32 protein-coding genes are annotated in these 24,862 nt (G+C 68.6%); 12 read left to right on the forward strand and 20 right to left on the reverse strand.

Annotated elements, in window-relative coordinates:
- Positions 1–32: 32 nt before the first annotated feature.
- Positions 33–683 (reverse strand): DUF4352 domain-containing protein, encoded by a 651-nt coding sequence (locus tag D9V41_RS14885; protein WP_133434209.1) that lies wholly within the window; start codon positions 681–683, stop codon positions 33–35.
- A 122-nt stretch (positions 684–805) separates the two neighbouring features.
- Here D9V41_RS14885 and D9V41_RS14890 point away from each other — a divergent pair, with 122 nt between their 5' ends.
- Positions 806–1,972 (forward strand): acyl-CoA dehydrogenase family protein, encoded by a 1,167-nt coding sequence (locus D9V41_RS14890; RefSeq protein ID WP_121795375.1) that lies wholly within the window; start codon positions 806–808, stop codon positions 1,970–1,972.
- 3 nt (positions 1,973–1,975) lie between these two features.
- Here the strand turns inward: D9V41_RS14890 and D9V41_RS14895 are convergent, their stop codons facing one another.
- Genes D9V41_RS14895 through D9V41_RS14910 form a run of 4 tightly spaced genes read right to left on the reverse strand, consistent with a single transcriptional unit; the run spans position 1,976 to position 6,350 of the window.
- Positions 1,976–3,889 carry a VWA domain-containing protein gene (locus D9V41_RS14895; RefSeq protein ID WP_121795376.1) on the reverse strand — a complete coding sequence of 638 codons (1,914 nt, stop codon included), beginning with the start codon at positions 3,887–3,889 and terminating at the stop codon, positions 1,976–1,978.
- 24 nt (positions 3,890–3,913) lie between these two features.
- Positions 3,914–4,522, reverse strand: a complete 609-nt coding sequence (locus D9V41_RS14900) for a Maf family protein (RefSeq protein WP_243697292.1) — start codon at positions 4,520–4,522, stop codon at positions 3,914–3,916.
- Positions 4,519–4,749 carry an acyl-CoA carboxylase epsilon subunit gene (locus tag D9V41_RS14905; protein WP_121795378.1) on the reverse strand — a complete coding sequence of 77 codons (231 nt, stop codon included), beginning with the start codon at positions 4,747–4,749 and terminating at the stop codon, positions 4,519–4,521. Before D9V41_RS14905 ends, D9V41_RS14900 begins: the two co-directional genes overlap by 4 nt.
- Positions 4,746–6,350: an acyl-CoA carboxylase subunit beta gene (locus tag D9V41_RS14910; protein WP_121795379.1), complete on the reverse strand. Its 1,605-nt coding sequence runs from the start codon at positions 6,348–6,350 to the stop codon at positions 4,746–4,748. The genes D9V41_RS14905 and D9V41_RS14910 overlap by 4 nt, the downstream gene beginning before the upstream one ends.
- Positions 6,351–6,367: 17 nt before the next feature.
- On the opposite strand from D9V41_RS14910, the gene D9V41_RS14915 reads away from it, so the two are divergent.
- Genes D9V41_RS14915 through purE form a run of 5 tightly spaced genes read left to right on the forward strand, consistent with a single transcriptional unit; the run spans position 6,368 to position 10,432 of the window.
- A complete protein-coding gene (locus D9V41_RS14915; protein ID WP_121795380.1) occupies positions 6,368–7,198 on the forward strand; it encodes a biotin--[acetyl-CoA-carboxylase] ligase in 831 nt (276 codons plus the stop codon).
- Positions 7,199–7,224: 26 nt separating this feature from the next.
- Complete coding sequence (locus D9V41_RS14920; RefSeq protein WP_121795381.1) at positions 7,225–7,746, forward strand: PH domain-containing protein; 522 nt, start codon at positions 7,225–7,227, stop codon at positions 7,744–7,746.
- Entirely contained in the window at positions 7,730–8,722 is a 993-nt protein-coding gene (locus D9V41_RS18520) for an adenylate/guanylate cyclase domain-containing protein (protein WP_121795382.1), read from the forward strand. Before D9V41_RS14920 ends, D9V41_RS18520 begins: the two co-directional genes overlap by 17 nt.
- Positions 8,723–8,747: 25 nt before the next feature.
- Positions 8,748–9,926: a 5-(carboxyamino)imidazole ribonucleotide synthase gene (locus D9V41_RS14930; protein ID WP_243697296.1), complete on the forward strand. Its 1,179-nt coding sequence runs from the start codon at positions 8,748–8,750 to the stop codon at positions 9,924–9,926.
- Entirely contained in the window at positions 9,923–10,432 is a 510-nt protein-coding gene (purE, locus tag D9V41_RS14935) for a 5-(carboxyamino)imidazole ribonucleotide mutase (protein ID WP_121795384.1), read from the forward strand. The genes D9V41_RS14930 and purE overlap by 4 nt, the downstream gene beginning before the upstream one ends.
- Here the strand turns inward: purE and D9V41_RS14940 are convergent.
- The 6 genes from D9V41_RS14940 to D9V41_RS14965 are packed head-to-tail and all read right to left on the reverse strand — an operon-like array spanning position 10,420 to position 14,335.
- Positions 10,420–11,049, reverse strand: a complete 630-nt coding sequence (locus D9V41_RS14940) for a pyridoxamine 5'-phosphate oxidase family protein (RefSeq protein ID WP_121795385.1) — start codon at positions 11,047–11,049, stop codon at positions 10,420–10,422. The genes purE and D9V41_RS14940 overlap by 13 nt on opposite strands.
- A 9-nt stretch (positions 11,050–11,058) precedes the next feature.
- Positions 11,059–11,661, reverse strand: a complete 603-nt coding sequence (locus tag D9V41_RS14945; RefSeq protein WP_121795386.1) for a hypothetical protein — start codon at positions 11,659–11,661, stop codon at positions 11,059–11,061.
- Between the two features lie 10 nt (positions 11,662–11,671).
- Positions 11,672–12,487, reverse strand: a complete 816-nt coding sequence (locus D9V41_RS14950; protein WP_121795387.1) for an HpcH/HpaI aldolase/citrate lyase family protein — start codon at positions 12,485–12,487, stop codon at positions 11,672–11,674.
- A 53-nt stretch (positions 12,488–12,540) separates the two neighbouring features.
- The gene (locus D9V41_RS14955) at positions 12,541–13,443 is read right to left on the reverse strand and encodes a DNA-3-methyladenine glycosylase family protein (protein ID WP_121795388.1); all 903 of its coding nucleotides are present in this window, start codon (positions 13,441–13,443) and stop codon (positions 12,541–12,543) included.
- On the reverse strand, positions 13,440–14,021 hold the full coding sequence (locus D9V41_RS14960) for a DnaJ family domain-containing protein (protein WP_121795389.1): 582 nt from the start codon (positions 14,019–14,021) through the stop codon (positions 13,440–13,442). Before D9V41_RS14960 ends, D9V41_RS14955 begins: the two co-directional genes overlap by 4 nt.
- A gap of 29 nt (positions 14,022–14,050) precedes the next feature.
- The gene (locus D9V41_RS14965; RefSeq protein WP_121795390.1) at positions 14,051–14,335 is read right to left on the reverse strand and encodes a DUF1905 domain-containing protein; all 285 of its coding nucleotides are present in this window, start codon (positions 14,333–14,335) and stop codon (positions 14,051–14,053) included.
- 50 nt (positions 14,336–14,385) lie between these two features.
- On the opposite strand from D9V41_RS14965, the gene D9V41_RS14970 reads away from it, so the two are divergent.
- From D9V41_RS14970 to D9V41_RS14980, 3 genes are read left to right on the forward strand one after another with little or no spacing between them, the layout of a single operon-like run.
- Complete coding sequence (locus D9V41_RS14970) at positions 14,386–15,000, forward strand: trimeric intracellular cation channel family protein (protein WP_243697293.1); 615 nt, start codon at positions 14,386–14,388, stop codon at positions 14,998–15,000.
- A gap of 60 nt (positions 15,001–15,060) precedes the next feature.
- Positions 15,061–15,558, forward strand: a complete 498-nt coding sequence (locus D9V41_RS14975; RefSeq protein WP_121795391.1) for a DUF2975 domain-containing protein — start codon at positions 15,061–15,063, stop codon at positions 15,556–15,558.
- Entirely contained in the window at positions 15,558–15,806 is a 249-nt protein-coding gene (locus D9V41_RS14980) for a helix-turn-helix domain-containing protein (RefSeq protein ID WP_121795392.1), read from the forward strand. The genes D9V41_RS14975 and D9V41_RS14980 overlap by 1 nt, the downstream gene beginning before the upstream one ends.
- 36 nt (positions 15,807–15,842) lie before the next feature.
- On the opposite strand, the gene D9V41_RS14985 is transcribed toward D9V41_RS14980, so the two are convergent.
- The 5 genes from D9V41_RS14985 to D9V41_RS15005 form a co-directional block, all read right to left on the reverse strand.
- The gene (locus D9V41_RS14985) at positions 15,843–16,535 is read right to left on the reverse strand and encodes an MOSC domain-containing protein (RefSeq protein ID WP_121795393.1); all 693 of its coding nucleotides are present in this window, start codon (positions 16,533–16,535) and stop codon (positions 15,843–15,845) included.
- 303 nt (positions 16,536–16,838) lie between these two features.
- On the reverse strand, positions 16,839–17,843 hold the full coding sequence (locus D9V41_RS14990) for a TerC/Alx family metal homeostasis membrane protein (protein ID WP_121795394.1): 1,005 nt from the start codon (positions 17,841–17,843) through the stop codon (positions 16,839–16,841).
- Positions 17,844–17,936: 93 nt separating this feature from the next.
- Positions 17,937–20,303 carry an ATP-binding cassette domain-containing protein gene (locus D9V41_RS14995; protein WP_208006885.1) on the reverse strand — a complete coding sequence of 789 codons (2,367 nt, stop codon included), beginning with the start codon at positions 20,301–20,303 and terminating at the stop codon, positions 17,937–17,939.
- A 35-nt stretch (positions 20,304–20,338) separates the two neighbouring features.
- Positions 20,339–20,749, reverse strand: a complete 411-nt coding sequence (locus D9V41_RS15000; RefSeq protein WP_121795414.1) for a VOC family protein — start codon at positions 20,747–20,749, stop codon at positions 20,339–20,341.
- Positions 20,750–20,754: 5 nt separating this feature from the next.
- Positions 20,755–21,234: a helix-turn-helix transcriptional regulator gene (locus tag D9V41_RS15005; protein WP_121795396.1), complete on the reverse strand. Its 480-nt coding sequence runs from the start codon at positions 21,232–21,234 to the stop codon at positions 20,755–20,757.
- Positions 21,235–21,339: 105 nt separating this feature from the next.
- Between D9V41_RS15005 and D9V41_RS15010 the strand changes: the two genes are divergently transcribed.
- A complete protein-coding gene (locus tag D9V41_RS15010) occupies positions 21,340–21,762 on the forward strand; it encodes a DUF6098 family protein (protein ID WP_121795415.1) in 423 nt (140 codons plus the stop codon).
- A gap of 10 nt (positions 21,763–21,772) precedes the next feature.
- Here the strand turns inward: D9V41_RS15010 and D9V41_RS15015 are convergent, their stop codons facing one another.
- Positions 21,773–22,210 carry a GNAT family N-acetyltransferase gene (locus tag D9V41_RS15015; protein WP_121795397.1) on the reverse strand — a complete coding sequence of 146 codons (438 nt, stop codon included), beginning with the start codon at positions 22,208–22,210 and terminating at the stop codon, positions 21,773–21,775.
- 24 nt (positions 22,211–22,234) lie between these two features.
- On the opposite strand from D9V41_RS15015, the gene D9V41_RS15020 reads away from it, so the two are divergent.
- Positions 22,235–22,441, forward strand: a complete 207-nt coding sequence (locus D9V41_RS15020) for a hypervirulence associated TUDOR domain-containing protein (RefSeq protein ID WP_121795398.1) — start codon at positions 22,235–22,237, stop codon at positions 22,439–22,441.
- A gap of 65 nt (positions 22,442–22,506) precedes the next feature.
- On the opposite strand, the gene D9V41_RS15025 is transcribed toward D9V41_RS15020, so the two are convergent.
- Positions 22,507–23,088: a DinB family protein gene (locus tag D9V41_RS15025; RefSeq protein WP_166376063.1), complete on the reverse strand. Its 582-nt coding sequence runs from the start codon at positions 23,086–23,088 to the stop codon at positions 22,507–22,509.
- A gap of 113 nt (positions 23,089–23,201) precedes the next feature.
- Here D9V41_RS15025 and D9V41_RS15030 point away from each other — a divergent pair, with 113 nt between their 5' ends.
- Entirely contained in the window at positions 23,202–24,284 is a 1,083-nt protein-coding gene (locus D9V41_RS15030; RefSeq protein WP_121795400.1) for an alpha/beta hydrolase, read from the forward strand.
- Here D9V41_RS15030 and D9V41_RS15035 read toward each other — a convergent pair.
- Both D9V41_RS15035 and D9V41_RS18620 read right to left on the reverse strand, forming a co-directional pair.
- A complete protein-coding gene (locus D9V41_RS15035) occupies positions 24,265–24,726 on the reverse strand; it encodes a GNAT family N-acetyltransferase (protein ID WP_121795401.1) in 462 nt (153 codons plus the stop codon). The genes D9V41_RS15030 and D9V41_RS15035 overlap by 20 nt on opposite strands.
- Complete coding sequence (locus D9V41_RS18620) at positions 24,723–24,857, reverse strand: hypothetical protein (protein ID WP_279432356.1); 135 nt, start codon at positions 24,855–24,857, stop codon at positions 24,723–24,725. The genes D9V41_RS15035 and D9V41_RS18620 overlap by 4 nt, the downstream gene beginning before the upstream one ends.
- Between the last annotated feature and the right edge of the window lie 5 nt (positions 24,858–24,862).

The following is a 24,862-nucleotide window of genomic DNA, read 5'->3' on the forward strand; positions in this document are numbered from 1 at the left end:
GCGCGCGAACGCCCGTCGCCCCTCGCGCGTCGTCACTGCAAGGACAGGTAGACCGGCTCGTCCATCGAGATGAACGCCTGCGCCTTGATCACGCCTTGACCGGCGAGCTCCGGCTTGACGTCGAAGACGATGGTTCCCTGTTTCGTGAGGCCGGGACTGATGTCCTCGTAGCTGATCGCGGTGTCGAGCATCCACGCCTCCGAAGATGTCGCGATCTCTGTGCCATCGACCTCGAGGACGAAGTCCTCCATGCTCATCTGAATTGTCTCGTCCTTGACGTTCTCGATCGACAACGTGACCACGACGTACTTCCCGGCGGGGGGATTGCCGAAATCGCCCAGTGAGTCGCGCACCTCGACGGAGTCCACGGTGTACTGCGCGCTCTTGTTCCGCACGGGAGTTCCCACCGGTGCAGGCGCGTCCTTGGAGCCCACCTCCGCCGTCGAGTCGTCGTTGCCCTTCGCCGCCTCGTTGGACTCGCTGGTCGTGTCCGTGTCGTCCGCTGCCGCCGTGGTCTCCTCGCCGCCGCTGAGCGCTGCGACGAGTACGAGGAGCGCGATGAGTGCGACGGGAACGATGAAACGCTTCTTCTTGTACCAGGGGCGGGTCGCCTTCGCGTAGGCCTTGGCGGCCTTTGCGGCGGCCTTGGGGTTGTCGTGCATCGGAGGTGTCGGTGTGGACACGCTGTCTCCCTCAGTGGTGAACCAATAGATCAGCAAGCAAGGTAGGAGACGAATGCGATGTTGTCTGTCGATCCGAGTCGATTCGGATGAACATCCAAGTTAACGAGTGTTAACCTCGGCACATGGATTTCGAGCTGTCCCGCGAACACGAGGACTTTCGGCAGGTGGTCCGCGACTTCGCCGGCGAGCACATCGCCCCGTACGTCGCCGAATGGGACAAAGCGCACCACTTCCCGGTCGATGCCGTGCGCGCGATGGGCGATCTGGGACTGTTCGGCTTGACCGCCTCCCCGGAGTACGGGGGAGCGGGAGCCGATTTCACGAGCCTGTGCGTGGCGATCGAGGAACTCGGCCGCGTCGACCAGTCCCTGGGCATCACCCTGGAAGCCGCGGTCGGCCTCGGAATCAATCCCATCGCCACCTTCGGAAGTGAGGAACAACGGCAGCGCTGGCTGCCCGACCTCGTCGCGGGGCGAGCGCTGGCCGGCTTCGGTCTGACCGAACCGGGAGCGGGATCGGACGCCGGCGCGACCCGCACGCGTGCTGAACTCGACGGCGACAGCTGGGTGATCAACGGAGCCAAGCAGTTCATCACCAACTCCGGCAGCGAGCTCACGTCTCTGGTCACCGTCACTGCGCGCACGGGGACGAAGCAGGACGGCAGCCCCGAGATCTCCGCCATCATCGTGCCGTCGGGGACGCCGGGTTTCGTCGCCGAACCGGCCTACGACAAGCTCGGATGGCACATCAGCGACACGCATCCACTGACCTTCACCGATGCCCGCGTTCCGGCCGATCATCTCCTCGGCGAGCGTGGACGTGGATACGCGCAGTTCCTCGCGACGCTCGACGACGGCCGCGTCGCGATCGCCGCACTGGCCGTCGGACTCATCGAGGGCTGCCTCGAGCTCTGCACCGAGTACGCAGGGGAGCGAGAGACCTTCGGGCGACCGATCGGAAGCCGGCAGGGTGTCGCCTTCCAGATCGCCGATCTCGCCGTGATGGCGCGCGCCGGAAGGGCGCTGACCTACCAGGCCGCCGCGATGAAGGACGCCGGGCGCACCGGCGCGGAGTTCAAGCAGGCGGCGGCCATCGCCAAGCTCTACACCTCGGAGGCCGCCGTCACCGCCACGCGCATCGCCACGCAGGTGTTCGGCGGCTACGGATTCATGGAGGAGTATCCCGTCGCCCGGTTCTACCGGGACGCCAAGATCCTCGAGATCGGCGAGGGCACGAGTGAGGTGCAGCGGATGCTCATCGCCCGCGGACTCGGGCTGCCGGTCGAGTGAGGATCAGCCGACGCGCTGACGTCGGCGCACCACGATCGCCCCGACGACGACCGCCGCCGCGATGACGAGGACCCCGGCGATCGTCACGGCCAGCCAGGGAGAGCCGTCGGAAGGCTCCTCAGCCGTCGCCGCCGCGTTGTCACCCTCACCGCCGCCGTCGCGCTGCGTCGCGTTCGCGTCGGCCGCTGCCGCGAGACGGAAGTCGGCGGACGGCGCGACGAGCTCTGAGACGTCCTCGTAGCCGGGGGCCGCACCGTCGGCCGTGGTCGTCCGCTTCAACGTCAGCGTGTAGGGGAGGTTGGCGTCGTCGCCGCGGACGTTGTAGACGACCTGCACGTAATGCACGCCGGCGAGCTGCGCCCCCTTCTCGCCCACGGACGTCACGGTGCGCTGGGACGGGTGGACGGGGTAGGACTGGGCCCCCGTACGGAACGGCCCGTTCTCACGAGTGTTGGCCAAGGCACCCGTGCTCCAGTCGTCCGGTTCGTTCGCCCAGAACGAGATGGAGTTCTCAGCACGGATCGGGTTGACGATGGAGACCTCGATGCCGCTCCCCGCGCCCGCCGCGCGGCGCACCTCGTCGGTCAGCTGCGCGTCCAACTGGGCTTGCAGACTCTCGCCCCAGTCCAGCGGGACTCCGATGACCTGTGTCTCGCCCGGGTTGATGTCGAGCGCGTAGGTGCCGTCATCGACGATCGGGGCATTCACGTTGCTGGTGCCGGGCACGACACCGGTGGTGGCATTCCCGGGTTCGAGTGCCGTCCACGCCGGCGGCTCCGGTGGCCCGGAGTCCAGGCCCCCGATGAACGGCGGCTCCTCGTACACGGCGATCTCGACCGGCGCACCGCCGATGTCTTGCCCGACGGAGCGGTTGAGACGGATGGTGAGCTCGTTGGCGGTGTTGCAGACGTCGTCGGGCGTGTTCTTCCAGCTCGAGGTCGCGCCGTAGTTGATGGGGCTGCGGGCCCCGAGGCCGATGCCGTACGCCGACGCACCGTTGCATTGCTTCTCGCCGTACTCGGCCTCGGCGAGCACGGCGACAGACACCGCATCGCCGAGGGAGCCGCCGGTACCGCGGAAAACGGCACCGACGTGGATGGTGCTGCCCGGGACGGTGCGTTCGACCTTCCAATGGATGGCCTCGTCTTCGGGGATCGTGTCGAGGTATCGGCCCTGGGTGAGGGTGGGCGCGGCGGCCGGGTCCGTCGTCCCCTCGACCGGGGTGCCGCCGAGGTCGAACGGCCGCGAGGCCCGGGTCGACGTCACGGTGAGGCTGCGGGTGAGGGACTCGGCGTCGTTCGCGTCGTAGTAGGTCCCGCCGGCGCGCTCGGCGATGCACCGCAAAGTGTCGCGGGCGTCCCCGGAGACGTCGAGGCCGACCACATCCACGCGTACGTCGACGCCGGAACTCGCGATCTCACCGGCCACCTCGCACGGATCGGGATCGCACGTGGGCTCGCCGTCCGACACCAGGATGATCGACCGTCGGCCCGAGTCGCCGAGGTCCGCGGCCGCTTCGCGGAGCGCATGGCTCGTGGGCGTCCAACCGACCGGAGCGTACTCCTCGACCGCCGCGCGGAGGTCGTCACGGTTGTCGGTGCCCAGGTCGACGACGCGCTGGGAATCGGTGCACGCTGCGGGATCTGTCCCCGCGACGTCGCTGGCGCCGAAGACGCGGAAGCCGACCCGTTGGTTCTCGGGGAGTTCGTCGATGACGGACGTCAATGCCTGCTTGGCCGCATCGATGCGGGTTCCGCCACCGCCTCCTGCGGCGTCCGCCATCGAACCCGATGCGTCGAGCACCAGCATCATGTCGCTCGGTGCAGCGTCCTGCGGCTCCTCCGCCGCTGCCGGCGCGGCCATCGCCGACCACGCGAGGAGCATCACGCCGACGGCGAGATAGCTGCTGCGCTTCATGAAGCCCCCTCGATGACCGGTCCGTTACCCGTGCGCTTCGTGCCCGTGCCGGTTCCACAGATCGGGCCACACGATATCCAGCTCCTGCACCATCTCGCGCAACAACGGCAAACTGAGTCCGATGACGTTGTGATGGTCGCCCTCGACGCGGGTGATGAAGGCGCCGCCGAGACCGTCGATGGTGAAGGCGCCGGCGACCTGGAGCGGTTCACCCGTCGCGACGTACGCCTCGATCTCCTCGTCGGTCACGTAGGCGAAATGCACCCGCGTGGCCGCTGCTCGAAGGACGACGTCGTCGCCGAGGCGCAGGCAATGGCCGGTGTGCAGCACCCCGGCATTGCCGCGCATGGCGCGCCAGCGCTGGCGCGCCGTCTCGGCATCGTGAGGTTTGCCGAGAATCTGTCCGTCGAACTCGAGCACGGAGTCACAGCCGAGGACGAGGCGGTCGCGATGATCGACCGCCACCGCCTCGCACTTAAGGCGCGCCAACTCGCTCGCGAGTCCGCTGGGCGTCGCCGCGACGACCTGGTCCTCGTCGACGCCCGACACCACGACGTCGGGCTCGATCCCGGCGCGCCGCAGCGTCGACAGGCGCGCCGGAGACGCGGAGGCGAGAACGAGCCGCATCGTCACCAGGCGCTACGGCGCCACTGTCCGAGGCCGACCCGCAACGGGGTGCGGTGCTGCCGGGCGGGATGTCCCCATTCGGACCGAACTCGCGCCGGCCTTCTGTCCGCCGCATGCGCCGCAGCGGCGTTGCGCGCAGCGACGACGGCCACGAGGGCAGCGAGCTCCTCCTCGGTGAGGTCCCCCCGAACGACGCGCAGGACCGGCTTGGCCGGGGTCGTCTCCTCGCTCACAGCGGGATGTTCCCGTGCTTCTTGGGCGGAAGCGTCTCCCGCTTGGTGCGCAGCAGCCGCAGCGCCTTGGCGACCTCGGCCCGGGTGTGGCTGGGACGGATGACCGCGTCGACGTAACCGCGTTCCGCGGCCACGTAGGGGTTGCACAACGTGTCCTCGTACTCGGTCATGAGCTCGGAGCGACGCGCATCCGGATCGTCGGCGGCGGCGATGTCGCGGCGGTAGAGGATGTTGACGGCACCCTGAGCACCCACGACGGCGATCTGCGCGGTCGGCCACGCCAGGTTGACGTCCGCGCCGAGGTGCTTGGAGCCCATGACGTCGTAGGCGCCGCCGTACGCCTTGCGCGTGATGACGGTGACCAGTGGGACGGTGGCCTCGGCGTAGGCGTAGATGAGCTTCGCGCCGCGGCGGATGATGCCGTTCCACTCCTGGTCCGTACCGGGGAGGAATCCCGGCACGTCGACGAACGTCAACACCGGGATGTTGAAGGCGTCGCACGTGCGGACGAAGCGGGCGGCCTTCTCCGAGGCGTCGATGTCGAGCGTTCCGGCGAACTGCATCGGCTGGTTGGCCACCACGCCGACGCTGCGGCCCTCGACGCGCCCGAAGCCGATGACGATGTTCGGCGCGAACATCGGCTGGACCTCGAGGAAGTCCTGGTCGTCCAGGACGGTCTCGACGACCGTGCGGATGTCGTACGGCTGGTTGGCCGAATCGGGGATGAGCGTGTCGAGTGCCAGGTCCGCGTCGTGCGGTTCGAGGTCGATGTCCTCGTCGTAGGCCTCGGGTTCCTCCATGTTGTTCTGCGGGAGGTAGCTGAGTAGCGCCTTGACGTACTCGATCGCGTCGGTCTCGTCCGCGCCCATGTAGTGGGCGTTGCCGCTCCTGGTGTTGTGGGTGCGAGCGCCGCCGAGTTCCTCCATCGTGACGTCCTCGCCGGTGACCGTCTTGATGATGTCCGGGCCGGTGATGAACATATTGGAGGTCTGGTCGACCATGACGACGAAGTCGGTGACGGCGGGGGAGTAGACATGCCCTCCGGCGTTCGACCCCATGATCAGGCTGATCTGCGGGATGACGCCCGATGCGTGGACGTTGCGGCGGAAGATCTCGCCGTAGAGGCCGAGCGAGACGACGCCCTCCTGGATGCGGGCGCCGGCGCCTTCGTTGATGCCGATGATGGGGCAGCCGGATTTGATCGCGAGGTCCATGACCTTGGTGATCTTCTCGCCGTACACCTCGCCGAGGCTGCCGCCGAAGATGCTGAAGTCCTGGCTGAAGACGCACACCTGGCGCCCGTCGATCGTGCCGTAGCCGGTGATGACGCCGTCACCCAGCGGCCGGTTCTCGGCGAGGCCGAAGGCGGTGGCGCGGTGGCGTGCGAAGGCGTCGAGCTCGACGAACGAGCCCTCGTCGAGCAGCTGCTCGATCCGTTCACGGGCGCTCTGCCGCCCCTTGGCGTGCTGCTTCTCGGCGGCGCGCTGGGCGACCTCGACGGTGGCCTCGTGCGTGCGGCGTTCGTGATCGGCGAGCTTGCCCGCGGTGGTGTGGAGCTCGGGATGCGCCTCGAGCTGGACGTCCGGTGCTGCGTCGGTCATGTGGCTTACCTTAGACCGTGTCTTCCTCACCGCATCGGCGTCCCTGTGATCTGGCCCGCACTCCACTCGACGTCCCCGCACTCGAGGCCGCACTGCGGCCCACCCGCTGGCAGCACGTGGTCGTCACCGCCGAGTCGCCGAGTACCAACGCCGAGTTGGCGGAGGCGGCGCGTGCCGGCGCCCCGTCGGGTTCGGTCGTCACCACCGATCACCAGGCGGCCGGCCGAGGGCGTCTCGACCGCACGTTCGTCATGCCACCGATGTCGGGCATCGCGGTGTCAGCGCTGATCCGGCCTGACGTGCCACTCACGCGATGGAGCTGGCTGCCCCTGGTCGCCGGGCTCGCCGTCGCGGACGCGATCGCCGAAGCGGGCGTGGCGGCGGGCGGGATCAAATGGCCGAACGACGTCCTCGTCGACGGACGAAAGATCAGCGGCATCCTGCTCGAACGAGTCGAGCCGCCGGCGGGCTCGAAGCTGCGTCCCGCCGCGGTCATCGGGATGGGGGTCAACGTCAGCGTGACGGAGGCGGACCGTCCCGTCGAGACGGCCACCTCGCTGCTGCTCGAAGGGGCTGAGCACCTGGACCGAACCGTGCTCGTGACGCGATTGCTGACCCACCTCGACCGCTGGCTCGCGGTCTGGGAGGACGATGCCGCCGCGAGCTTCGAGGAGCTGCGTGACGCCTTCGTGCGGCGCTGCGTCACCGTCGGCCAGCACGTCCGGCTGACGCTCCCGGACGGAAGCCGCGAGGGCACGGCGGAGACGGTCGACGAGTTCGGCCGCCTGGTCGTGGACGGGCAACCGTTCAGCGCTGGTGACATCACCCACGTTCGCCCTGCCGGCTGACGTTCCGCACGTGACAGAATCGTCCTATGTCCCTCTCGGCCAAGCTGCTTCTCGATGGCGAGCACGTCGTCGAGGAGACTCGCACGCACGTGAAGGTGCTCGTGGTGCCGTTCCTCTTCGGCTTGGCCGTCATGGCGGTCGCCGGTTTCACCTACGGCGTGGTCGGCGACACGGGTGGGTCGTGGGCACGGATCGCGGTCGTCGCGATCGCGGTGGTGCTGTTCACGATCACCACACTCGTCCCTTTCCTGCGGTGGTACCTGTGGACGTACAGCCTGACGAACCTGCGGATCATCGAGCAGCGCGGCATCCTCACCCGGACCGGCCGCGTCATTCCGCTCATGCGCATCAACGACGTCAACTATGAGAAGCACCTCATCGACCGCGTGCTGCGCTGCGGCACCCTGGTGATCCACGACGCGAGCCAGCAAGCAGGTCTACGGCTGCACGACATCCCGCGGATCGAGGAGTTCCACCGCAGCGTCAGCAGGCTGGTGTTCGACAACCACCCATCTCAACAGGAGGTCCCTCGTGGTGAATCGAGCTGACGAGCGCGACGAACTCGTCTCGCTGATCCTCGGTTCGCGCCTGGACCTCACCAGCGACGAGGTCGCCGAGAAGGGCGGTCTGTCGCCGGAGAACACGCGACGTCTATGGCGCGCGCTCGGCTTCCCCGACCCGGGGGACTCGTCGGCGTTCGGGGCGTCCGATGCGGAAGCCGTCGCCATCGTCGCCTCGGCGATCGAGAGCGACATGCTGGCCGAGGACACCACCTTCCGGCTGACCCGCGCGGTGGGTCAAACCATGGCGCGACTCGCCGACTGGCAGGTCTCGACGCTCGTCGACCAGCTGGAGCGCGACGTCGAGGCGGGCAAGGCGCAGAGCCGGCTCCAGGCAGCGATGGCGTTGGCCGCGACCGCCGGTCCGGCACTCGAGAAGCTCCTGGTGCATGCGTGGCGACGTCACCTTGCCGCGGCCGCTTCGCGCCTCGAGGCGCAGGGCGCCGTCGACGAGGAGCTACTGTCCACCACGATGTCGGTCGGCTTCGCGGATCTTTCGCGGTTCACCGCCTTGTCGAACCAGCTCGACGACGCGGCGCTCGCGCGGGTCGTGGAGACCTTCGAGAACCGGGCGACCGATTTGGTCACCTCCTACGGCGGCCGGGTCATCAAGACGCTCGGCGACGCCGTCCTCTACGTCTGCCCCGATCCGGTTCAGGCCACCCGCATCGCATTGGAGATCGTCAGGCGGCTCTCGACCAGTGAGGGTCTCCCGAGCCTGCGGGTCGGCCTGGCGACGGGTTCGGTGATCAGCCGCCTCGGCGATGTCTTCGGCCCGCCCGTCAACCTCGCCGCCCGGCTGTCCCATGTCGCGCGCAGCAACCGGGTGCTCGTGGACACCACCACGGCCAACGCCCTCGGCGACGACTTCGAGACGCGGGTGCTTCCCCCGCGCCTGCTGCGCGGTTTCGGCAACGTCTCGCCGATCACCGTCACCGAACGCCGCGGCTTCCGCAGTCGCTGATCGTCCGGCGGCCGGTCTCGATAGGCTGGCTGCCGTGCCTGAACTCGCGGTGATCGGCGGGGGACAACTCGCCCGGATGATGCAGCAGCCTGCCATTGCGCTCGGTATCCGGCTTCGGCTGTTGGCCGAGGGCCCGGACGTCTCGGCGGCGCAAGTCGTGGTCGATCACGAGGTCGGCGACTACACCGATCTCGACGCCTTGCGGCGGATCACTGCGGACGTCGACGTCGTGACGTTCGACCACGAGCACGTCCCGCCGGCGCACCTGCGGGCCCTGCAGGACTCGGGCGTCGCCTGCCGCCCCGGGCCGCAAGCGCTCATCTACGCCCAGGACAAGGGCGACATGCGTGCGAAGCTCGCGGAGCTCTCGTTGCCGGCGCCGGCCTTCGCCGTGGTCGATCCGGGAACGGACGGCGCGGAGGTCGCCCGCGCCGAGCTCGCCGCCTTCGGCGAACGCGTCGGCTGGCCGTTCATCGTCAAGACCACGCGCGGCGGCTATGACGGCAAGGGCGTCTGGAAGGTCGCGTCCCTCGACGAGCTCGACGAGCCGTTCTCCGCCGTCGCGGCCTCGGGGGCCCGGATGCTCGCCGAGGAACTCGTGGACTTCCGTCGGGAGCTGTCGGCTCAGGTGGCGCGCCGGCCCTCCGGGGAGATGGTGGTCTACCCCGTGGTCGAGTCACGACAGCGCGACGGGATCTGCGTGGAGGTCACTGCTCCGGCGCCTGACCTCGACGTGGCCACCGCTGCGGAAGCGACCGCCGTCGCGACGTCGGTCGCCGAAGGTCTGGACGTCGTCGGGATGCTCGCCGTCGAGTTGTTCGAGACGCAGGACGGGCGGGTACTCGTCAACGAGTTCGCGATGCGGCCGCACAACACCGGCCATTGGAGCATCGACGGCGCGGAGACCAGCCAGTTCGAGAACCACGTGAGGGCCGTGCTCGACCTGCCGCTCGGTTCCCCCTCGCCGCGTCAGGAATGGGCCGTGATGGTCAACATCCTCGGCGGGAGGGTCACCGACCTCGTGGCGCAGCGGGCGGTCGCTCTCGCGGCCGAGCCGGACGTCCACATTCACCTCTACGGCAAGGACGTCAAACCCGGGCGCAAGGTGGGACATGTGACGGCCACCGGGGACGACCTCGACGACGTGCTCCGCCGCGCCCGGCGCAGCGCCGCGATTCTCACGGACGGAGACGAAACAGCATGAGCGACGCGCAGCCCCGCGTGGGGATCGTGATGGGATCGGACTCGGACTGGCCGACGATGCAGGCGGCCGCCGAGGCGCTGACGGAGTTCGACATCGCCTACGAGGCCGATGTCGTCTCGGCCCACCGCATGCCGACCGAGATGCTGGATTATGGCCGGCGCGCGCACGAGCGCGGGCTGGAGGTCATCATCGCGGGTGCGGGCGGGGCCGCCCACCTGCCCGGAATGCTCGCCGCCGTCACGCCGCTGCCGGTGATCGGGGTACCGGTGCCACTGCGTCACCTCGACGGAATGGACTCGCTACTGTCCATCGTCCAGATGCCCGCGGGCGTCCCCGTGGCGACGGTGTCGATCGGGAACGCTCGCAACGCCGGGCTGCTGGCGGCGCGCATCCTCGCAGCGGGCGACCCGGAGCTCACGAGTGCGATGCTGCGATTCCAGGAGACGCTCGCTGACACCGCTCGCGCGAAGGGCGCCGCGGTTCGCGACGCAACTCAGTCGCGGTAGAGCTTCGCGGCGTAGCCGGCACCGTAGTAGCGCTCCAGCTCCTCGAGGGGGATCTGCGCGCCCTCGAGGCTCTTCGCGATGCGGGCGCGCGAGGCGACGGCGGCCGGATTCCACGAGTCGGGTTGCCACAGCTGGGCGCGCAGGAACGCTTTGGCACAGTGGAAGAACACCTGCTCGACGGCGACTTCGAGCAACAGCCGCGGCTCGTGACCGTCGACCACGAACTCCTCGCGATACGGCGCGTCCGCCAGAATCCGGGCCCGGCCGTTGATGCGGAGCGTGTCGCCGCGGCCGGGCACCAGGAACAGCAGCCCCACATGAGGGTTGCGCAGGATATTGAGGAATCCGTCGCCCCGGCGGTTTCCGGGACGTTCGGCCAGGGCGATGGTCCGGTCGTCGATGACGTGCGTGAGCCGGCCGGCGGGATCGCCCTTGGGCGAGACGTCACAGCTGCCGTCCGCACCGCTGGTGGCGACGAGGCAGAACGGAGAGGCGGCCAGCCAGTCGAGATGCGCGGGGTGGAGCCGATCGCGGTCCTTGGCGGCGGCGCGGGGGAGCGGTACTCCGAGAATCTCTCGCAGCTCGTGCTCATCGGTGATCTCGACCGTCGCGCCCATGGCGGCAGCCTAGTCCCGGACCTGCACGAAGGACCGCAGGGTAGTCAAGCTGGGCGCGCGCGGGGCCGAACCGAAGCCGACGTGGACGGGCGGGACGACGGGGGCGAGGACGCCGAGCGGCTGACCGCGGAACGTGCCGCGGGCGGCGATGATGGCGTGAAGATCGCGGGCGGCGTACCACTCGATGCGCCCAGCACCGGCCGAACCGTGTGTTCGCACCCCCGGCTGGACGATGCGGGCGACGGGGTCGAGCGCTCGCGCCCACAGCCGTCGATCGCGTACCGCGCCCGGGACGAGCCGCAGCAGATGACCGAGAGGTGTGCGGCGTCCGACCGTCAGATCGAGGTCGAACTCTGGTGCCGCGACGCGCCACCGTCCTGCGTCGGCGTCGACCGTCACTGCGCCGACCACGACGTCATCGAATCGGTACGTCGTCGACACGAAGTCCGCGACGTCGTCACCGGGCGCAAGAAGCGTGCGTCGCCCCGCCGAGGTTTCGAGCATCACGTCGCTGAACGCGCCGAAGGGGGAGGAGAGCCAGCGCCCGACGACGATACGCACGCCCGAGGTCGTCCCGAGTCCGGCGATCTGCCCGGTGAACGACCACAGCATCCGGCCAGTATCACTCGATGCCGTAGGCCTCCGCGCGGCGAATGGTGTCCTTGGCCTGCGCCAGACGCGGGGCGATCGCGCCCGCGTAGCCCTCGGGAGGCGACGCCACGAAGGCCCGGGCCGCGGCGACGTCGGCGGGCGTCGGCGCGCAGGTCGTGTTGACGACGCTCGCCGCCTGGTCCGAGGTGCACAGCCGGCCGGTCAAACCGAGCGACAGCGCATGCTGGGTGTCGTCGGCGACCACCGTCGGGTCGTCGATCACCGTCGGGCCGTCGATGGGGCCGGGAAGCCGCGCCGCCCGGCTGGCGACGACGAGCCGCGAACGGGCGTAGAGCAGCGAGGTGCGGTCGCCGGCGATGCCCAGGTCGCGCCGGAAATCACCAGTGCCGAAGGCGATCCGAACGACTCCAGCCCGGGCGATCTCGCCGGCGTTCTCCACGCCGAGCGCGCTCTCGATGAGTGCCACCACGGGCATGCCGCCGAACGCCTCGATGGTCTGCTCGACCTGCTCGGCCGTCTCAGCCATCGCCAGCATGACGCCCTGGACCCCGCGACGATCTCGTAGCGCGGCCACGTCGTTGTCCCACTCTGGACTCGCGGCGGTGTTGATGCGCACCCAGGCCTCGCGGCCGCCATCGAGCCACTCGGTCAGGGTCGTGCGCGCGTCGGCCTTGCGTTCGGCCGGCACTCCGTCTTCCAGATCGGCCACCAGGACGTCGGCCACCTGGGGGGTTGCGGGCGTCAGGGTGTCAGCGGCGATGAGCCGCCAGGAACGGGCCAGTGCCGTCGGGACGTCGAGCTGAGAGAAGGAGGAAAGTGCAGTCATTCGGGCCAATCAGGGCGGAAACATGAGGGAACCCTCTCATTATCCCTGGCGGGTCATAGCCGACGGACATCGACCCTGCTTCGGCGCGGGCCCCGCCGCTCGATGCGGGTGTGCAGCGTGAGGAGTCGCAACGCGCGGTAACGGTGCGGCGCGAACGGGGCGAGGAGTTCGGCGACCTTCGCCTCATCCTCCAGCGCGCGGCCGCAGAACGCGGTCCCGACGATGCGCCCCAGGTGGTAGTCACCCCAGGGGACGGCGTCGGCGTCACCGAACGCCCGCATCACGGTCTCCGCGACGGTCCAGCGTCCGATTCCGGGAACCGCTCGGAGCGCGGCCGGAAGCCGATCGGGGGAGAGGCTCTCGAAACGTTCTCCGACCCGCGCGACGGCCTGCGCGGTGCGGTAGCGCTCGGGCGTCACGCCAGCGCGGTGCCATTCCCACGCGGGCAATCGCGCCCACCCTTCCGCTGACAAGGGGACGCGCAGCGCCTCGGGGGCGGGTCCGGGCGCCGGTTCACCGTGGCGCTGGAGCAAGCGCCGCCATGCCGCGAAGGCGTCGACCCCCAGCACCTTCTGTTCGAGGATCGCGGGAATGAGCGCTTCCATGACGCGGTCGGTACGCGGCAGTCGGAGGCCGGGCGTTCGGCGGTGCAGCTCGGCAAGCCAGGCGACGTCCGGACCGAACTCCTCGGGTCGATCGTCGATGCCGAGCAGCCGGGGCGCTTGTGCGGATGCCCATGCCGCCCCGTCTCCCCAGGCCTCGACGCGGATGCGATCGGACGCCAGGGGAGTGAGGCGCAGCGACGCTGGACCCGCCGGAGTCAAGGTGGCTCGCCAGACGACCGACGACTCGAAGCGCAGGGCTGGATCCCCCGGCCCGCGCCGCAGCGGCGCCAGCGATCGCTGCAGGTGATAGACGGACGGCAACTCGACGACGGCGACGACATCGCCGCTCATCGGCGGCGCAACCAACGACGTCGCCGGGTGGAGCGCTGTCGTTCCTGGGCGCGCGTGCGCTCGGCCGCCAGGCGCCGTCGTTCGGCCGCGCGTTCACGCCAGGCCGCGACCTCCGCTTCGACGTCGCGCAGGGAGGTGACCACCGGGGGACCGCCGAGCAACTGCCGGCGTGCCTCGATCACGCGACGGTTGAACGAGTCGAGCTCCTCGCGCACCTGGAGTTCGGAGCCGAGGCGGTCGAGTGTTTCGTCGAGCGCGGCATCGTCCTTGCGGAGCTGCAACGCCGGCGGCAATACGCCGGAGACCTGCTCGCGCTCGACGAGCTGCTTGAGCCACCAGTCGGGATCGCGCTGCAGGACGTGCTCGGGCAGCGGCTTGCCGGAGTAGGGCAGGTCGTCGAACTCGCCACGGTCCATTGCGGCACGGATCTGCTGATCGACCCACAGCGACTGAGCTTCGAGCCGACGGTCGCGGCCGGCTTCCGCCTCGCTCGCTTCGTCGGGCTCGTGCTCAGCGCGAGCCGTCTCGTCGGCGCCGACACGGTAGTGCGCCGCGCGGCGTTTGCTGTCGCCGTCCATCGAACCACCTCGACGCCCATCGTACGGGGCTAGCGGACCTCCAACTCGAGACGGACGGTATCGCCGTGCGAGACCGATTCGGCCGCGAGGATCGCCTTCTTCATCGGTAGCAGGAAACTGCCGCGCTTGGTGTCGGGGAAGATGGACGTCTCCCACACCGACTTCCCGCATCGCATCCGCACCTTGACCGAACCGAAACCGCCTCGCAGTGGCGACGCGTCCTCGATCTCGTCGGTGACGTCCTCGGGGAGCATCACGAAATGCCAGGCGGCCGCTCCCTCGAACCTCTCGATACGCGCCTCGAACGTGTACACGTGACCGATCGTCGCACGGGCCGCCGACAGTCGGGCTCTACGATGTCCCGGTGACGGTTGCAGTACTGGCGGTGCTGGAGTTCGCGGGCATCTTCGTGTTCGCGATGACGGGGGCCTTGGTGGCGGCTCGGCGGGACTTCGACATCGTCGGACTGCTGGTCCTCGCCATGATGACCGGTCTCGGCGGGGGCGTCATCCGTGATGTTCTGCTCGGCGTCGCCCCTCCGGTGAACGTGGCCAGCTGGGAGCGACTGCTCACCGCGACGCTCGCGGCGGCGCTCGTCTTCTGGCAACACGACCGGGTGAGCCGGCGCGAACCCTTCATCATGGTGCTCGACGCGGTCGGCCTCGCGACGTTCTGCGTGACGGGGGCGATCGCCGCGCTCGACCACGAGATCGCGCCGGCGACCGGCGTACTGCTCGGCGTGATCACCGCCATCGGCGGTGGTGTCGTGCGCGATGTGCTGTCGGGACGCACTCCCGTGGTGTTCAGCGGGGAGTTGTACGCCATTCCTGCCGTGGTCGGCGCGACCCTCACGGTCGTGCTCGAGTCGTTCGATCCGCTCGGCGTTCTCTACGTGATTCCGGCCGTGCTGTGCTTCGGGCTGCGACTGGTGTCGATGCGGCGCGGGTGGTCCGCACCGGGAGCGCGCAGCCGACAATAGCCCCTATCCATCTATCGTCTTTCGATATATGATTATCGCAAGTCGATCGAAGGAGCCGTCATGGGTACGTTCGTCGTGTATGCGCTGCGCGTGGTGATCGGCCTGCTTCTGGCCGGGTCGGTGTTCGTCCAGGCGGTCATGGTGCCCCTGCTGCGCGTGGACCTGGACGAGGCCGGGGGAGACCTGTCGGCAGTGCAGATTCCGGTGGTCGTCATCGTGATTCTGGGGTTCGTGGCGGCCCAGGTGGTGCTCGTCTGCGTGTGGCGCCTGCTGACGATGGTGCGCCGGGGCACCGTGTTCTCGCACGGAACGTTCCGGTACGTCGACATCATCATCGGCGCCGTGGTCGCCGCCGCGGCGCTGATCTTCGCGCTGGCCGTCACCTTGGCGCAAGGGGAGGCGGTGGCGCCCGGCGTGGTGCTGTTGATCTGCGGCCTCTCGGTCACCGCCGCCGGCGTCGCACTGCTCGTCTTCGTGATGCGTTCGCTCCTGGTGCAGGCCGTCGCCCGCGAGGTCGAGGCGCACGATCTGCGCGCCGAGCTGGACGAGGTGATCTGATGCCGATCGTCGTCGACATCGACGTCATGCTGGCCAAGCGCAAGATGGCCGTCGGAGAACTCGCGGAGCGCATCGGCATCACGCCGGCCAATCTGGCCGTACTGAAGAACGGGCGCGCCAAAGCCGTGCGCTTCACGACACTGGAGGCGCTGTGCGAGGTGCTCGACTGTCAGCCGGGGGACCTGCTGCGCTTCGAGCCGGCCGAGGAGTTCGACGAGGGCGTCTCCGCGCCGCCGTCCACCACTTGACATAATGCACATTATCGGCGCATTACGGAGACCCGCTCAGCAGGGGCTGACGAGGTCGCCGGTACGGATGGTGCCGGTCCCGACGACTTCGGCGTACACGCCGATGCGGGTGTCACGTTCCGCACCCAGTCGGGTGAGCCAGCGGCCTTCAGCGACGGCGCCGTCCTGATCCACGTCGATCATCCGGCACCGCGGAATCCGTCGCGTGATCCGCAGACGCACGCCGTCGCCGATCGCCAGCTCACGGCCCTCCCAGGCCTCTTCGGCGAACGGTTCAGCGGCGGTGATGACCAGATTGGTGCGCAGCCGGCGCGGGTCGGCGCCGATTCCCCAGCGCGCCGCGCACCACTCGAGAGTCGCGGTGCTAACCAACGACACAGCTGCTTCGTCCTGATGCGCGGCCGCGCGATCGGCCTCGACCGTGACGCGTGCGTTCATGGCACTGGAGAGGTCGTCGACGAGTCCCTCATCACCGACTCGCCACTCCTGGCGGCCGTTCGTCACGAGGACGTCCGCGGTGTCGGTTGTGCGCGCTGCGTAGCGGAAAACGGCATCGCGGCGACGGAACCGGCGCGTGTGCTTGCCCGAGGCGAGAAACCCGTCCTCGTCGACGACCGCATACCGGCGGTCTCCGACGAGGCCGCTCGGATCGAGTTCGGCGGAGGCGAGCGCTTCGCCGCCCATGGACTTGACCGGGTACCGCCGCAGGCACGCCACTGTCATCCGCATGAGCCAAGGTTCCCATGCGGGTCGGTCCGGCGGCGGAGACTGCCTACCGACCGCGCCCGCGCGGTCTGGGCCCGCCCGTCATGGCGGCGCACGAGATCACGAGAGCGGACACGATGAGCAGGGCGATGCCGACGTCGACGATGGCGGCGAGCATGGCGCCTCCTCGAGCTGCGAGGACAAGGTCTCCTTCACCCCTCGCGGGGCGACCGCCCGGGGACATCATGGGATGTCCGTGCTGACCGGGACGACCTGCTGAAGTACTCCCCTTGCCGTGATTCTAGCCGAATCTCGCCGCGCCGACGTTCAGTCGGCCGAGTCGCTTTCCGAGGAGGTCGCCCGCAAGGAGCCGGCGTGAGCCCGCGCAGTGGGATCGCGCCGGGTCTTGATGAGGCTTGCCACGGTGACGACCACGAGGACCACGGCGATGACGACCAGACTCACGGGCGTGGGAATCTCCGGCACCTGCGCGGAGATGTCCACGTGGGCCCAGTGCAGGATCAGCTTCACGGCGATGAACGCCAGGATGAACGCCAATCCGGCCGACAGGTACACGAGCCGGTCGAGCAGGCCCTTGACGAGGAAGAACAGTGCACGCAGCCCCAGGAGTGCGAACGCATTCGCCACGAAGACGATGAACGGCTCCTGCGTGACCCCGAACACGGCCGGAATCGAGTCGAGCGCGAAGAGGAGGTCGACTCCCCCGATCGCCACGAGGACGACGAGCATCGGCGTGGCGACGAGGCGTCCGTCGAGGCGGGTGAAGATCTTGCCGCCGACGTACTCGTCCGTGACCGGAAGGACGCGGCGGGCGGTCCGCACGACGACGTTGTTCTCGACGTCGGGATCTTCGTCGCGATGACGGAACAACTGGACCGCGGTATACATCAGCAGCAGCCCGAAGAGCAGGAACATGAACGAGAACATCGCGATCAGCGTCGCGCCCAGCGCGATGAAGATCGCTCGCATGATCAGGGCCAGCACGATACCGAACGTGAGGACCTTGTGCTGGTGGTTCTCCGGGACCGAGAACGTCGCCATGATGATGACGAAGACGAAGAGGTTGTCGATCGAGAGGCTCTTCTCCACGACGTAGCCGGTGAAGTACTGCGTTCCCAGGTCGCCTCCGTAGGCGTACGTGAACCAGACGCCGAAGACGACGGCGATCGCGATGTAGAACACCGACCACGCGGTCGCCTCACGGAAGCCGACGTGGTGCGGCTTGAGCCATCCCAGCAGCAGATCGAGCGCGAGCAGGGCGACGATGAGCGCCAGCGTGACGATCCATGTCGTCGTCGTGATCTCCCCCACAGTGACCTCCGCATCGCCGATCCGGCACCTCGGTGGTCTTCGATCCTAGCGGCGCGCGGCGCTCCTCACCCGCCGCGAAGCGACGCGGTCAGCTCAAGCTCCCACATAGGCGGCGAGGTGCTGACCGGTCAACGTCGACCGACCCGCGACCAGTTCGGCCGGCGTGCCCTCGAACACCACGCGGCCGCCGTCGTGCCCTGCACCCGGGCCGAGGTCGATGATCCAGTCCGCATGCGCCATGACCGCCTGGTGATGCTCGATGACGATGACCGACTTGCAGGCCTCGACGAGGCGGTCCAGCAGCGCGAGCAGATTCTCGACGTCAGCGAGGTGCAGACCGGTCGTCGGTTCGTCGAGCACGTAGACGTCGCCGGGCTCGCTCATCTGGCTGGCGAGTTTCAGCCGTTGCCGCTCCCCTCCCGACAGGGTGGTCAGCTGCTGGCCCAGCTTGACATAACCGATGCCGACATCGGACAGTCGCGCCAGAATCTTGTGAGCGGCGGGCGTCTTGGCCTCCCCGTCGGCGAAGAAGGCGAGCGCCTCGTCGACCGACATGTCGAGCACGTCAGCGATGTTCCTCCCACCGAACGTGTACTCCAGCACCTCCGCCTGGAATCGGCGGCCCCCGCACTCCTCGCACGGCGTTTCGACGGTGTCCATGATGCCGAGTTCGGTGTAGATGACGCCGGCTCCCTTGCAGGTCGGGCAGGCGCCTTCGGAGTTGGAGCTGAACAGCGCCGGCTTCACGCCGTTGGCCTTGGCGAAGGCCTTGCGAATCGGTTCGAGCAAGCCGGTGTAGGTGGCCGGATTGCTGCGCCGTGACCCCTTGATCGCGCCCTGGTCGATCACGACGACGCCCTCGCGCGGCGCGATCGAGCCGTGGATGAGCGAGCTCTTGCCGGATCCGGCGACGCCCGTGACGACGCAGAGGACGCCGAGGGGCACGTCGACGTCGACCTCGCGGAGGTTGTGGGTGTCCGCTTCCCTGACCTCGAGCACGCCGGTCGGCTGGTGGACCTGGTCTTTGAGGTGGGCCCGGTCGTCCAGATGCTTGCCGGTGACGGTGCCACTGGATCGCAGGCCCTCGACGGTTCCCTCGAAGCAGATCGTGCCGCCGTCGGCGCCCGCTCCCGGACCGAGATCGACCACGTGGTCGGCGATCGCGATGGTCTCGGGCTTGTGCTCGACGACCAGGACCGTGTTGCCCTTGTCGCGCAGCTGCACCAGGAGGTCGTTCATGCGATCGATGTCGTGCGGGTGCAGCCCGATCGTCGGTTCGTCGAACACGTAGGTGACGTCGGTCAGCGAGGAGCCGAGGTGCCGGATCATCTTCGTGCGCTGTGCCTCTCCCCCGCTCAGCGTTCCGGCGGGACGTTCGAGACTCAGATAGCCCAGGCCGATGGCCACGAAAGAGTCCAGGAGGTGCTGCAGCCCCACGAGCAGCGGGGCGACCGACGGCTCGTCGAGGCCCCGCACCCACGCGGCGAGATCGCTGATCTGCATCGCACACAGATCGGCGATGTTCTTGCCGTTGATGGTCGAGGACCGTGCTTCGCGGGTGAGGCGTGTGCCCGCGCACTCCGGGCAGGTGTCGAAGGTGATCGCCCGTTCGACGAACCGCCGCACGTGCGGTTGCATGGCCTCGACGTCCTTCGACAGCATCGATTTCTGGATCTTGGGGATGAGGCCCTCGTACGTGAGGTTGACGCCGTCGACCTTGATCTTCTGCGGCTCCGCGTAGAGCAGCTTCTCGCGCTCCTTGTCCGTGAACGCGGAGATCGGCTTGTCGAGCGGCAGCCCGGCGCCGGCGAAGAGCCGCCCGTACCAGCCGTCCATGCTGTAGCCGGGCACCGTGAGCGCCCCCTCGGACAGCGACTTGGAGTCGTCGTACAAGGCCGAGAGATCGAAGTCCGAGACGTGGCCCATTCCTTCGCATCTCGGGCACATGCCGCCGAGGTAGACCGCTTCGCGCACGACCTTCTTCTCGACCCGACCGCCCTTCTCCGTCTTCATGACGCCTCCGGCCCGGCGGGTCGGAACGTTGAACGAGAACGCCGTCGGTGGGCCGATGTGTGGATCGCCGAGGCGGCTGAACAGGATGCGCAGCATCGCGTTGGCGTCGGTGGCGGTGCCCACGGTCGAGCGCGGATTCGCCCCCATCCGCTCCTGATCGACGATGATCGCCGTGGTGAGACCTTCCAGCAGGTCGACCTCCGGACGCGCCAGGGTGGGCATGAATCCTTGCACGAAGGCGCTGTAGGTCTCGTTGATCATCCGCTGCGATTCGGCGGCGATGGTGCCGAACACCAGCGAACTCTTGCCGGAACCGGACACCCCCGTGAACACCGTCAATCGCCGCTTGGGCAGTTCGACGTCGACGTTCTTGAGGTTGTTCTCGCGAGCGCCGTGCACCCGGATCCGGTCATGGCTGTCGGCCACGTGCGCGCTGGGCGCTGCCATGTCGCTGCTGGTCATCCTTGAAGGCCCTTCCCGGCTCACGCCAGCTGGTTGATGCGAATGAGGTTGCCCGACGGATCGCGGAAGGCGCAGTCGCGTACCCCATAGTCCTGGTCCGTCGGTTCTTGGAGGACGTCGGCGCCCGCGGCTTCGAGCTTGGCGAAGGTGGCGTCGAGGTCGTCGCTGGCGAGGGTGACCGCACCGTAATTGCCCTTGGCGATCAGCTCGAGGATGGTGCGGCGCTCCTCATCGCTGATCGTCGGATCGGCCGCCGGCGGATGGAGCACGATGGCCGTCTGCGGCTGCTCCGGCGGCCCCACGGTGATCCAGCGCATGTCGTCGTAACCGACGTCCATGCGCACCTCGAATCCGAGTGCGTCGCGGTAGAAGGTCAGCGTCGCCTCCGGGTCGGTGTGCGGCAGGAACGCGTAGTGAATGATCAGGCTCATGACGCTCACGCTAGTTGCGGCTGGCCGGACCGTGCTTCTTGATTCCTGACCGGTCTCGTCACCTGTTTGGCCAGGCACGGCGGAATGCCCGCGGCGTCCTCAGCGGCCCGCGCCCGATAGACGCTGGGGGCGATACCGACGAGTTCGGTGAACCGGGTGCTGAACGTGCCGAGGGAGCCGTAACCGACCGTGAAACAGATGTCGGTCACGCTGAGGTCGCCGCGGCGCAACAGCACCATCGCGCGCTCGATCCGGCGGGTCATCAGGTAGGAATACGGCGACTCGCCGTACGCCGCCTTGAATCGGCGGCTCACGTGACCGGCGGACCAGTGCACGCCGCGGGCGAGAGACTCCACGTCGAGAGGCTGCGCGTACTCGCGGTCGATGCGGTCGCGAACGCGCCGCAACAGTGAGAGTTCGCGCAGGTGTTCGTCCTCGATCGCACTGCTCGCCACACGGCAGATCGTCGCATGTCCCGCTGACATTGCCTAGCATCGTCACACCGGATGGTGTGCTGCTGCCCGGGAGTTCGATTCATCCGGTCGAAGCCCGGGCAGGAAGAGATCGCTGTGATCGCGAGGCGGTACGAGGTGGAGACGGTGGACGTGGTGAGCTCGTTGGCGGAGCTGCAGGAGCTGCTCGAGCGGGACGAGACGGTCTATGTGCGCTACTCCAAGGGCTACGATGCCGACGCCTCGTCGGGCAGTTTCGACACCGAGAGCGGGCTCGAGCTTCCAGGCCTCTCAGTCAACCCGCTGACCCCCGAGGACTGGTGGACGCGGCCGGTGCGGGACTGGCTGGCCCGGCAGCTCTGTCAGTACAAGCATTTGCACGAGAAGAATCCGGAGCGCCACGCGTGGGCGCTCACCGGCACCCTGGCCGGTCGCGGTCCTGACTGCGAGCCGTTGCTCGTCGACGTCGTGCCTCTGGCGCGGCTCTCGGACGACCTCCTGGTCGAGGCCGAGGACGTCTACAAGAGCAACTTCGACGCCGGAACCGGCCCTGAGGACTGACCGAGCAGACTCATGATCGCGGGGCGGTCTCCGCGGGTCGCACCCAGCGTCGCCACTCAGCCTGGGGCGAGTAGCCGCGAGCCGACCAGAAGGCCGTGCCGAGGGTGTTGTCATCGAGGACCATCGCGTCGAAACGTTGCGCTCCGAGCACGTGGAGTCGCCGTTCGGCCGCATCCACCAGGGTCCGTGCGATGCCGTCGCCACGCCGCGCCGGGTGCACGGCCAACCGGTAGAGGTGCGCGCGCCAACCATCCCAGCCCGCGATGACGGTGCCGACGATGACACCGTCGAGCTCGGCCAGCAACAACGCATCGGGGTCGCGCTCCAGGAGGCGCAGCACGCCGGCACGCGAGTCGACCGGACGGGCGGCGTTCTCCGCGGCGACCTCCCACAGCGCGATGATCTCGTCGATGTCGTCGGTGCGCGCGGTCCTGACCTGCGCTTTCACACGCGGCACTTTAACGTGACCGGCATGGGCATCTCGCAGGGTGACGAGGTCACCTGGAATACGTCACAGGGCCGAACGCGCGGTCGGGCCGTCGAGAAACGCGTCGAGCGCTTCGAGTTCGAAGGGCAGACGTTCAACGCGAGCGCCGACGAGCCGTACTGGATCGTCGAGTCGGGCACGACGGGAGCTCGCGCCGCACACAAGGAAGGGTCGCTGGACAAGCGCAGATGAGCCGATTGCTCCGCGACGGGATCCGCGTGGTGCTGGCGGCTTGCTGCTGACACTCCCCCCTTAGCTCACGCGAAGTGTTCGGCCTCCGCGGCGATCTTGGCGACGTAGCCGTTCCACCACTCCTCGTCCCGGTCGTCGTCGCCGGCGGTGGCGGTGCGCCCATCGAGCTGTTCGCGCAGAATCTCCAGGTGCCCGGCGTGCTGTGCCGTCTCGGCGACGACGTGGACAGCGAGGAGCCCGAGGGTCGTGTCGCGGTTATCCGCCCGCCACCACGGCACGGTGACCGGGGTGTCGAGCGGCAGCTCCTCCAGCGTGCTGCGCGAGGCCGCGCCGACGGCGGTGAAGAGGTCGATGACCTCGCTGCTCGACATGGATCGCTCGACCCACATTTCCGCGTTGGCCGCCATGCTCTCGTCGTCGTTCCAGGTGATGACGGCGTCGGCATCGCTCGAACGGCCGGGCAACTGCACCAAGTACCCGTGCTCGACGGTGGCCAGGTGCTTGAGGAGGCCCAGCAGATTGGTACCCGTCGGCGTCAGGGGACGTCGGAGGTCGTATTCGGACACTCCGTCCACCGCGTCGAGCACCGAGCGATGTGCTCGGTCCAGATACCGCGTGAGGATCGAGCGCCAGGTCGTGTCGTCCATACCCGGCACGTTAGCCCGACGCGCTGACGCAATCGAGCCCATCGCGGCCTCGATCTCGCCATACTCGGGTCATGTCCGTTGCCAGGCGCCCACGCCGATCCGAGAGGTGACCCGTGCCTTGGGCGTATCTCCTCGTCGTCGGCGTCATCGCGCTCGCGGTGGCGATGACCGTCCGCCCGATCCGACGTGGGCCCCGGCTCGCAGCCTTCAGCTTCTACCTCGGTGTGGGAACAGGTGAGCTGCCGTTCGTCATCTGGTGGCTGCTGGCTGCGCTCACCGCACTCGCTGCCGTGGGCCACCGGCTATTCGCCTGGCCCGCAGTGCTCGCGCTCGTCGCGGCGCTGACGACCGCGGCGGCCGTCGTCCCGATCCTGGTCGGCGGACTGCGAGCCCGCCCGGTGCTTGAAGCGGCACTCCACGATGCTCGCCTCTCCCCCGCCCGCCGACCGCGGCCGTGGTGGCGCTTCGTCTTCTGGCCGTGGCCGACGGTGCCGCGGTGCGTGCAGCACGTACGCGATGTCGCCTACGGACCGGGCCGCCGACATCTCCTCGATCTCTACGTCCGCACGGCTCGCCCGGGTAGCCATGCGCCGGTGTTCCTTCATCTCCACGGCGGCGGCTTCACGCGAGGGCGTAAGAACCGCGACGCGCGACCGCTTCTCCATCGGCTCGCACGCCACGGGTGGATCAGCGTGAGCGCGACCTATCGACTCCTGCCCGAGGGCGAGTTCCCGGCGAATCTCGAAGACGTGCAGCGACTCATCGCGTGGGTCCGCGAGCACGCGGACGAGCTCGGGGCCGACCCCGACCGGATCGTGATCGCGGGAAGTTCCGCCGGTGCGCATCTCGCGACGCTCGCGGGACTGACCGGAGAGCCGGTGCGTGGCGTCGTCGCCCTCTACGGCTATTACGGCCGCCAGCGGTCCACATCGAGCGTCCCATCCGACCCGCGAGCCTACGGCAGCGCGAGTGCGCCGCCGTTCTTCGTCGTCCATGGCGAGCACGACACCTACCTGAGCCCGTTCAGCGCGCGGGCGTTCGTCGCGTGGCTCGGGCAGGTCTCGGGGCAGCGGGTCGTCTACGCCGAGTTGCCCGGTGCGCAGCACGGCTTCGACCAGTTCTACTCGCCGCGTTTCGCCGCTGTATGCGACGCGGTCGAGGACTTCGCGACCGCGGTCACCAGGACATCGTCATGAACGTGCTGGGCGGGTCCGGACGGTAGTCGCCGAAGGGACCGCACTCCTGGAATCCGGCACGCCGGTAGAGCGATCGCGCCGGGGCGAAGAAGTCTTCTGTGCCGGTTTCCAGGCTGAGCCGAGTACAACCGCGGGCGCGCGCCTGCTCGAGCACATGATCGAGCATCAGCCGGCCCAGTCCGCGACGCTGTCGGTCTCCGGACGTGCGCATCGACTTGAGTTCCGCATGGCCGTCACCGAGGTCCTTCAGCGCGGCGCTGGCCACGACGCATCCGTCGTCGTAGGCCACCCACACCGTCAGCGCGGAATCGCGGAGGCCGTCCAGATCCAGGGCGTGGGTGCTCTCCGGCGGAGACATCCCGCGCAACTGCGCGACATGGGACGTCAGGAACGCCGCGACCTGCGCGTCGGTGAGGTCGGCTTCGCGGACCACGACGCTCATGCGTCGACGATCCCCCGGATGGGCCCACTACGCGCGACGTCAGGGACGAACCCGCTGTCGGCGAAGCGCGGTGCGAGTTCCCGCACGGCGTTGCCGTAGCCCTCCCCCGTCAGGATCTCGCGCTGCGCCATGGCCT

Source organism: Aeromicrobium phragmitis, assembly GCF_003674095.1.
In the GTDB taxonomy this organism is placed as follows: domain Bacteria; phylum Actinomycetota; class Actinomycetes; order Propionibacteriales; family Nocardioidaceae; genus Aeromicrobium; species Aeromicrobium phragmitis.

What these genes read in the sequence shown, in the direction of transcription:
- D9V41_RS18620 (WP_279432356.1), bottom strand. Translation starts at nt 24,857, where the DNA reads ATGGCGCAGCGCGAGATCCTGACGGGGGAGGGCTACGGCAACGCCGTG.
- D9V41_RS14890 (WP_121795375.1), top strand. Translation starts at nt 806, where the DNA reads ATGGATTTCGAGCTGTCCCGCGAACACGAGGACTTTCGGCAGGTGGTC.
- D9V41_RS14995 (WP_208006885.1), bottom strand. Translation starts at nt 20,303, where the DNA reads ATGGCAGCGCCCAGCGCGCACGTGGCCGACAGCCATGACCGGATCCGG.
- D9V41_RS14975 (WP_121795391.1), top strand. Translation starts at nt 15,061, where the DNA reads ATGGGTACGTTCGTCGTGTATGCGCTGCGCGTGGTGATCGGCCTGCTT.
- D9V41_RS14920 (WP_121795381.1), top strand. Translation starts at nt 7,225, where the DNA reads ATGTCCCTCTCGGCCAAGCTGCTTCTCGATGGCGAGCACGTCGTCGAG.
- D9V41_RS15020 (WP_121795398.1), top strand. Translation starts at nt 22,235, where the DNA reads ATGGGCATCTCGCAGGGTGACGAGGTCACCTGGAATACGTCACAGGGC.
- D9V41_RS14960 (WP_121795389.1), bottom strand. Translation starts at nt 14,021, where the DNA reads ATGGACGGCGACAGCAAACGCCGCGCGGCGCACTACCGTGTCGGCGCC.
- D9V41_RS14945 (WP_121795386.1), bottom strand. Translation starts at nt 11,661, where the DNA reads ATGCTGTGGTCGTTCACCGGGCAGATCGCCGGACTCGGGACGACCTCG.
- D9V41_RS14955 (WP_121795388.1), bottom strand. Translation starts at nt 13,443, where the DNA reads ATGAGCGGCGATGTCGTCGCCGTCGTCGAGTTGCCGTCCGTCTATCAC.
- D9V41_RS15025 (WP_166376063.1), bottom strand. Translation starts at nt 23,088, where the DNA reads ATGGACGACACGACCTGGCGCTCGATCCTCACGCGGTATCTGGACCGA.
- D9V41_RS14895 (WP_121795376.1), bottom strand. Translation starts at nt 3,889, where the DNA reads ATGAAGCGCAGCAGCTATCTCGCCGTCGGCGTGATGCTCCTCGCGTGG.
- D9V41_RS14950 (WP_121795387.1), bottom strand. Translation starts at nt 12,487, where the DNA reads ATGACTGCACTTTCCTCCTTCTCTCAGCTCGACGTCCCGACGGCACTG.
- D9V41_RS14985 (WP_121795393.1), bottom strand. Translation starts at nt 16,535, where the DNA reads ATGCGGATGACAGTGGCGTGCCTGCGGCGGTACCCGGTCAAGTCCATG.
- D9V41_RS14940 (WP_121795385.1), bottom strand. Translation starts at nt 11,049, where the DNA reads ATGGGCGCGACGGTCGAGATCACCGATGAGCACGAGCTGCGAGAGATT.
- D9V41_RS14980 (WP_121795392.1), top strand. Translation starts at nt 15,558, where the DNA reads ATGCCGATCGTCGTCGACATCGACGTCATGCTGGCCAAGCGCAAGATG.
- D9V41_RS15005 (WP_121795396.1), bottom strand. Translation starts at nt 21,234, where the DNA reads ATGTCAGCGGGACATGCGACGATCTGCCGTGTGGCGAGCAGTGCGATC.
- D9V41_RS14910 (WP_121795379.1), bottom strand. Translation starts at nt 6,350, where the DNA reads ATGACCGACGCAGCACCGGACGTCCAGCTCGAGGCGCATCCCGAGCTC.
- purE (WP_121795384.1), top strand. Translation starts at nt 9,923, where the DNA reads ATGAGCGACGCGCAGCCCCGCGTGGGGATCGTGATGGGATCGGACTCG.
- D9V41_RS15035 (WP_121795401.1), bottom strand. Translation starts at nt 24,726, where the DNA reads ATGAGCGTCGTGGTCCGCGAAGCCGACCTCACCGACGCGCAGGTCGCG.
- D9V41_RS15000 (WP_121795414.1), bottom strand. Translation starts at nt 20,749, where the DNA reads ATGAGCCTGATCATTCACTACGCGTTCCTGCCGCACACCGACCCGGAG.